This is a genomic window from Lacticaseibacillus camelliae DSM 22697 = JCM 13995, assembly GCF_001436615.1.
GTDB lineage: Bacteria > Bacillota > Bacilli > Lactobacillales > Lactobacillaceae > Lacticaseibacillus > Lacticaseibacillus camelliae.
This window is the reverse complement of the sequence record NZ_AYZJ01000080.1, coordinates 1-7005: the sequence shown is the minus strand read 5'-3', so window position 1 is coordinate 7005 and position 7005 is coordinate 1. Positions and strand designations below refer to the sequence as shown.

The 7005-nt window shown below is 47.2% G+C and carries 8 protein-coding genes and 1 pseudogene; 2 read left to right on the top strand and 7 right to left on the bottom strand.

What is annotated here, in order from left to right; all coding sequences use genetic code 11:
• From FC75_RS10530 to FC75_RS10510, 5 genes are all read right to left on the bottom strand, one after another.
• A partial coding sequence (locus FC75_RS10530; protein ID WP_235808742.1) for a DNA methyltransferase occupies positions 1-655 on the bottom strand: 655 nt, incomplete at its 3' end.
• A gap of 130 nt (positions 656-785) precedes the next feature.
• Positions 786-1121, bottom strand: a complete 336-nt coding sequence (locus FC75_RS10525; protein ID WP_235808741.1) for a hypothetical protein — start codon at positions 1119-1121, stop codon at positions 786-788.
• Entirely contained in the window at positions 1102-2292 is a 1191-nt protein-coding gene (locus FC75_RS10520; protein ID WP_054665776.1) for an XRE family transcriptional regulator, read from the bottom strand. The genes FC75_RS10525 and FC75_RS10520 overlap by 20 nt, the downstream gene beginning before the upstream one ends.
• 247 nt (positions 2293-2539) lie before the next feature.
• Positions 2540-3673 carry a helix-turn-helix domain-containing protein gene (locus FC75_RS10515; protein WP_056989859.1) on the bottom strand — a complete coding sequence of 378 codons (1134 nt, stop codon included), beginning with the start codon at positions 3671-3673 and terminating at the stop codon, positions 2540-2542.
• A gap of 27 nt (positions 3674-3700) precedes the next feature.
• The gene (locus FC75_RS10510; RefSeq protein WP_056989858.1) at positions 3701-4417 is read right to left on the bottom strand and encodes a DUF5986 family protein; all 717 of its coding nucleotides are present in this window, start codon (positions 4415-4417) and stop codon (positions 3701-3703) included.
• Positions 4418-4864: 447 nt separating this feature from the next.
• On the opposite strand from FC75_RS10510, the gene FC75_RS10505 reads away from it, so the two are divergent.
• Together FC75_RS10505 and FC75_RS10500 are read left to right on the top strand one after the other, a co-directional pair.
• Positions 4865-5452: a type IV toxin-antitoxin system AbiEi family antitoxin domain-containing protein gene (locus FC75_RS10505; protein WP_056989857.1), complete on the top strand. Its 588-nt coding sequence runs from the start codon at positions 4865-4867 to the stop codon at positions 5450-5452.
• Positions 5449-6306: a nucleotidyl transferase AbiEii/AbiGii toxin family protein gene (locus FC75_RS10500; protein ID WP_054665785.1), complete on the top strand. Its 858-nt coding sequence runs from the start codon at positions 5449-5451 to the stop codon at positions 6304-6306. Before FC75_RS10505 ends, FC75_RS10500 begins: the two co-directional genes overlap by 4 nt.
• 2 nt (positions 6307-6308) lie before the next feature.
• Here the strand turns inward: FC75_RS10500 and FC75_RS10495 are convergent, their stop codons facing one another.
• Both FC75_RS10495 and FC75_RS10490 read right to left on the bottom strand, forming a co-directional pair.
• Positions 6309-6584, bottom strand: coding sequence for a hypothetical protein (locus FC75_RS10495; RefSeq protein ID WP_054665787.1), 276 nt, complete (start codon positions 6582-6584; stop codon positions 6309-6311).
• Positions 6574-7005, bottom strand: a pseudogene (locus tag FC75_RS10490) (ATP-binding protein); the annotation flags it as partial. The gene FC75_RS10495 and the pseudogene FC75_RS10490, both read right to left, overlap by 11 nt.

Here is a 7005-nt window from a genome sequence, read left to right as displayed (position 1 = left end):
TAGCCGATGAAATGGCGGTCAGTGTCCATTGCGGCGATCGCGGTGGTGCCAGACCCATACAGTTATCTAGCACGATTTTACCGGGTTGGATGTAAGTCTTGATGAGGTAGGCAAAAAGATCGACGGGCTTTTGTGTCGGGTGCCAGCCGGTGCGATCAGACTTGTAGTTGAGTACGTCAGACGGGTAGTTCGTCCACTCTTGCGTGTACGTGTCGGGCGCATTCCGCGGGTGTAACTGATTGGAATTTTCGTACTTACGCGAGTTGACGGTTTTGTTATAGGGGAGCAGCCCTTGGGGGAAGTAGTTCATGCCTTTGGTATCAGGAGAGTTGCCAAAATTGGCCGTGCCCGCTTCTGAGAAGACGAGAATTTCCTCGAACCGGGATAGCGGGCGGTTCTTAGCATTGACGAAGTTGGTGACGGTATTCTTGATCCAGACCCACTTGTAGCGATACAAGGCTGGGTTTGATTGCACTAAGTCCGCAGAGAACCGTTCAGTTGCGGTTAGCACAATCGCGCCTTGGGGTTTGATGAGCCGTTCGTATTGACCCCAGAGGTATTCAAACGGGATCACCTTGTCCCAAGCGTTGGCTGTGGTGCCATACGGCAAGTCGCACAGGATCATGTCGATGGAGGATGTCGGTAAGTCCGCCATGCCTTCCAGACACTCGCGATTGTAGATGACGTCTAGTTTGATTGCGGTGATACTCCTTTAGTTGAATTTGTGACCATCACTCCTTTTTGAATTGCGATTGTTTTGTCACGGTCAATCGCGACCGAGTTGGTTAATCGAAAAATAGGTCTTCCACCGGTGTAGCGAAGACCGGCCAGCCTGAATCTTCGGCTGTCTGATAAAGCAGTCGGCGCAGCTCGCCGTGGTTCAAGGCACATCCATCGCGGCCAATTAGCGCCGCCGGGTGTTCTTGTTGCTGGTGCCGCCAAGCGATGTAGTCTTGTGCCGTGAAGCCAAAACTGTTCATATCGCAGATACGCCGGTACTTCTTGTGCTCGACGACACCGACTAGTGCTGCCTTGTAGACGTACACGTTCAGCACACAGTCCTTGAATGCTTTACCGCGCAGCGGGTGGGAAGCCAGCACGTCATTGACCAAACATGTCACCTCCTAGCTCTTCGCTACCAACAGTCTGTTGTTCAATCAGCTTGAGGTGTTTGTCGGTCAGCTCGGCGTCCTTGATCATGAGCTGCAAGTCAGTGGTGCCAAAGTAGTTGTCGATTTCTTTGATGACTTTGAGCGTTGGCATGACTTGCTTTTGGAGCCACGCCTTGGTCTTGTTCAGGTCAAAGGGCTGGGGATCGGTGGTTAAGCGAATCGGCTGGCGTCCTTTGCCAAGGAAGTATGCCCAACGTTCGTTGACCGGCCACTTCAAGCGGCTTTTGTCCGGGACTTCATCCACGAAGCGCATATAGCGGGTGATGATACCAAACGCAACCTTTTCAGCGTCACGGGTTATCAGCATGTTCTCAATCGCCTTAATTGCCCGCTCGTTTTTCAAACGAATCTCAAATCGGTTGATGATTGGGGTATCGGCAATCGAGATTCCGCGCTTGGCCGCTTGTTCAGCAGCCTTCTCGTAGATGCAGAAATACACGTCGCTTTTCATCGTGCCGACGTACAGCGTATTGCCTCGGCCAACCTCATCGAGATCCACGAGCTTGCCTGATTGCAACCCTTGAAACGATCTCATGACAGAAATGCACTCGTTGTTCAGACACTTATCGACCAGTTCTGGAATGCTTAGCAGGCCAACCATGTCGTTAATTGCAATATCGATCCGTTTGAAAATACCGCCAGCTTCATCGACCCGAAGAAAGTAGTCGTACCAGTTTTCACCGTGGCTGAGCAGAATGCCTTCAAACTCCCTGCAGCCTTGGCCCTTCATTTCAACCAACGTGCCGAGATTGGAGCCAACCGGTGCCACCATGACCTGAATATTAGAGAAGATATACATGGACGAATAGCCGTAGAAGCCGTGTTCCTCAAATATCAGGTGCTCCGGGGTCAGACCGAGAATCTTGGTAATCACGGCCTTGGCGTCATGGGTCGGGAACCGCACGCGCATGTAGTCAAACATCAGCGTTAGTTCCGGTTCATCGTTCCAGTTCTTGAGCAGCCGGTCGATTTCCATTTGCAGCGCAGGACTAGGGTTCGTCTTACCGTTTTCCACTTGGACGTAATGCATCCGTGTGACACCTAAGCGTCGGGCGACTTGAGTTTGCGTCAGTTGTAATTGTTTGCGATGCAGCTTAACTTGTTCATGCCAAGAAACCACATTTTAGCCTCCTTTGATTTTTGGACAAAAAAATGATGGATGCGGGGTGCAATCCATCATTTTGTAACTATTCAATTTAAGCCTGTCATATCAGGCTTTCTGCCTTGTGTTCAGGCACAGACGTTGTATTTAATACCCCCCTGTTAGAGTACTGGGGGTAAGCGGTCGGCTGGCGCCGACCGCTGCTGCTCACGCTTGCGGCTTTCGCGCTGCACGCCGCGCGTGGCGGCAGGGCGAGATGTATTGCTTACTTAACCAGCGGCTTTAGTTGGACGATTTCACCGCTGAATTGACTTAAATCTACTCCAATTACTTCTGCCAAAATTTCGTTAGGAAATGGCGTTCCGTATTTTATACCAAGTTCGTGACTTAATTCGCTGGGGTCTAGGATGTTTTGCTGCATAAGCAAATCAAGTGACTGTTTGAGGAGTACAGGTTTTGGAGAGGGAGTATTTAGATCGAGCGGCTCAACCTTTCGCCATTGTCTATAACTAAGTTTTTTTTGAAGCTTTAGATATTCATCGGCGGTTACTAAGTTTAGGTCACGTGCACGATACAACATCGCAGCAATCGAGACATGCCAGTGGTTTTTAAGAAAAACATAGTGTTTTAGATCAAGTTTGTCTGTACCAAGAGTTTTTTCAAAGGCTTGGGCAGGTAATAGAAATTCGGAAGCAAATTGACTTGCTTCCTTTTCCATTGTTCTGTAGTCTTCTGCATCTAGTTCTTGAGGATTTAAGATATTTGCATGGAGTACGCGATGCCCTAATTCATGGGCTTGAGTAGACTGCTCACGATAAAATGAGTGGCTGGCGCTGTCAACAAGTACGATGTAGTATGAGCGGCCATCTACTGTGTAGAAGCCACTGTGAGCGTCAATCTTGTTTGATCCAGAATCGACCACGGCGACGATTAAACCGTGGGTTTCTAATAGTCGCATCATGTTCGGAATAGGTGAGTCGCCCAAACCCCATCGATTTCTAAGCTTGATAGCGGCCTGTCGGGGAGTATCGTTTTCAAATTGATCGTCGGTCAGCTCTGGAAAATCTATGAATTCACCAAAATAATCTCTGACTATGGCCGTTGCACGCTTGTAAGTTTCACTAGGCTGTTTTTCTGATTGGGTAGCGGTAAGGCGGCTGCGAAAGAAGGTGCCGCCATCCTGAAACTCGAGTTGGTCTTCGGTGGTAAAATAATCTAAGGGGAACTTCAAGGCCTGGATAATTTTTTGGAAGACCTCGAGACCAGGCGTTGAGTTCCCGCGTTCATATCGAGAAATCATTTGCTTGGTTACTGATGCTTTATCAGCGAGATCAGCAATGGTCATATGGCGATAACGCCTTGCTTCACGCAGACGCGAACCATTTAATTCAAAATTCATTGTACTTCCACACCTTTAGTGATTATATTATTTTTCGTCCGAGTTGGACTTCTTTTCTTTGTCTTCTTGTGAGCGACGCTTTGCACGTAGCTTGACGATAGGTTCTTGCGGCTGTGGTTTAATATCTGGATTTGATTGAACATCGCCTTGTTCAATTGGGTGGAGGATTTGTTCGCTCAAATCAACGCTGTCAACCAATCGGTAATTGTCATCAAATAGATTAAGCGAACCGCCGATAATTTCACCGTGACCGTATTCGAACGATCCAATAAGTACTTCGCTTACTTGGTCAACCCAATCACCAAGCATTTTTTCCAGGTCCTTAATACGATGTTCTTGCTTGTCATCGTCAAGTGGTGGAATCATCTCTAGTTGTTCTGAAACAGGTTCAAGACCTTCATTTACAAAGAGAAGAGAGTATACGTAGTGGGTGGAGAAGCCCTTCAATTCAACCTCATGACGCCTAGCAGATAAATTTTGATCAGTCATCATGACATATAACTTTGATTCGTCCTTATCAAGAATGGCCACTAAAGTCCAGAGACCACGAGGAATAATGATTTGTTGGTAGCGGGGATTCTTCGCCAGTTTGTCACACAAAATTTGAAACCGACGATCCCAAGTTGAGAAATGACGGCCATTGTGAGTAACGGTGGAGATAGCTTGATAGTCTGGTGCAATATCAGAGTCCGTAAAACGCATCGCAGAAATTTGAGCAGCGACGACTTCTTGATTGTAGTCCATAAGGGTTAAGTCCTTTCATCGTTGTGATAGTTACATTCTAGTCCTTACGGTTGACAAAAACAAGTGTTTATACGATTCTGAATCGTAAATACTTAGAATAATGCTAATTATACGTCAATCCTGCTCTGGAAACGAACACTTGTTCTCGCATTCTTCTAATAATGGTGCGCCCAGCTATGGTAAGTGAGCTGCATGCCAGTTTGCGCCATGTTAGCTGTGAACCAGGAGTAGACTGGCCTGCCCGAGATGGTGCGATCACCGACGAGTTCGAGCCAGTGATCGTCGCCTTCTGGTGTTCCAGCTATAATTGTATCCCCGTAGTCTTCCTAAAAACGACTTTGATTATTGATAATTGGTATTCTCATGGATGCTCCTTTCGTATTTGTGATTTCACGTTTCAAGCATCGTTATATGGTACAATGATGTTTGAAACGTGAGGTGAACTTAATGTCAGATTTGATTGAATTCTTCTTGAAGCAAAATAATGGGCAGGTAACGACCACAGATGCTAGAAAGCTTGGCATAGATCCACATCTGCTTATTGATCTTGCAAACCTTGGCAAGCTAGAACGAGTAGGACGTGGGGTGTATATTGACCCGGCGATATTTGAAGATGACATGTATATCCTTCAATATCGTTTTAACAAAGGTATCTACTACAAAGACACGGCACTCTTTTTGCATCATATGATCGATAGAACACCGGATCGCTACCAAATGAATTTCCCTCGCGGCTATAATGCAAGTTCACTTGGTGAGTTTCCTGTGCGAATCTATCGGCAAAAGGCAGAATGGCACAAATTAGGGGTTGAGGAAGTGATGTCGCCAGGTCAACACAAGGTTCGGGTCTATAATATCGAGCGAACCCTTTGTGACATATTGCGAACGCGTGATTCATCAGATTCGGAAACGATCCGTCAAGCGATGATCAGCTATTCGCGGCTCAAGCAAAAAGATATTGGGCGGCTTGTACGCTATGCAGATTTGTTCAAAGTTAGAGAAAAAATCAACAACTACATGGAGGTACTACTGTGAAACTCGGTTTTTCAAATGGGCAACAGTTCAAGGCTAAGGTGCGTAACCTTGCCAAAGAAAAGCAGATAGATCCCCAAATATTGATGCAAGAAGTGGCATTAGACGAGATTGTGGATCGTATTTCTCGTTCTCCTTACCGGGATAACTTGATTCTCAAAGGCGGGTTTTTAATCGCGTCAATGCTAGGTGTTGATACGCGAGCGACGCGTGACGTTGACACCTCGGTTAAGGGTCTACCGGTAACAAAAGAGGAAATCCTCAAAGTGTTTACGGACATCGCTGATATGAACGAGCCAGACAGCGACGTGACAATCAGAATAGCTAAGATTGACGATATTCGTGTCGCGGCAGATTATGCCGGGTTTCGCATTCATATCGAGGCAAAAATCTACAACAGCGTCGTAGATACGAAGATTGATGTTTCAACGGGGGATATAATCACGCCTCGAGAAATTTCATGGCATCATCACACAATCTTTAATGACCAAGACATCATGGTTATGGCCTACAATATGGAGACCATTCTTGCCGAGAAACTCGAGTCCATGGTTGTTCGGCAAGAACTTAATTCACGTATGAAAGACTTCTACGACCTGTATCTGTTCGATAAGGTGCAACGGCAGAATATCAATTTCAAAGTCTTAAAGGATGCGTTGCAGGCGACAGCTGAGCTTCGGGGCTCGGAGGCGCTTTTGCCGCGATACGTGGAGATTATCACGGCGTTGCGTGGGTCTGTGCTATTGAAACAGCGCTGGGAAAAGTACCGAGTGGCCTACGTATACAGTGAGAACGTTACTTATGAAGCCACATGCGATGCTGCATTAGATCTGGTGAACGAGATCGGATTACCATAAAATTACTCCTCGTCACCTTCATCTGCGACGTTGGTGTAAGTCATCATCAGGCCACCATTGTCGTCAGTAGTGACGTTGAACCAAAAGCGCTTCGGAAAGTGATCAGCGGTCAGTCCGCCGGGAGCGCCCATCCAGATCCTTGAATCTGGATACTCGCGGGCGTGCATTGCCATCCATTCAAGTTGGTCTTCCGCGTCTTCGTCAGACTGAAAAGGTACATTTTCGTGAAAATCGTTGAGGAATTGCGTGCGGTTTTCGATTTTGACATCAGTGCTCATTTGGCACCTCCTGTTCTGTTGAGGTTGCAGGTACGATATTGGCTGCGGCACCAATTTCGGTGAGGAAGTCATAGCCGCGCGGTACTAGTGGTGTGTAAAATTCAGAGATCACGCTACCGCCAGTGTCAACATAGCCGCGTCCCTTGATTGGTTTTTGGAAGAAGTCCTTGTTGGTTTCGCCGAACATCATGGAATAGCCCAACTCACTCATGCGCCCAAGCGCAACACGGAACATAAACTGGTCTCTGATCCCATCGCCCAGATATTTTGCGTCAGGTCGTTGGCAAGCCAACACGAGAAAGAAGCCAGCTTGGCGCCCAAGCATGACAATCTGCTTGAGTTTGGACATGACTTGCATGGCATCGCGGCCAAGCATATCCATAAAGGCGACATATTCATCAAAAATCAGAAAATGGGCGGG

Coding starts and splice junctions, on each gene's coding strand:
- FC75_RS10515 (WP_056989859.1), bottom strand. CDS start 3,673: ATGAATTTTGAATTAAATGGTTCGCGTCTGCGTGAAGCAAGGCGTTAT.
- FC75_RS10505 (WP_056989857.1), top strand. CDS start 4,865: ATGTCAGATTTGATTGAATTCTTCTTGAAGCAAAATAATGGGCAGGTA.
- FC75_RS10510 (WP_056989858.1), bottom strand. CDS start 4,417: ATGGACTACAATCAAGAAGTCGTCGCTGCTCAAATTTCTGCGATGCGT.
- FC75_RS10495 (WP_054665787.1), bottom strand. CDS start 6,584: ATGAGCACTGATGTCAAAATCGAAAACCGCACGCAATTCCTCAACGAT.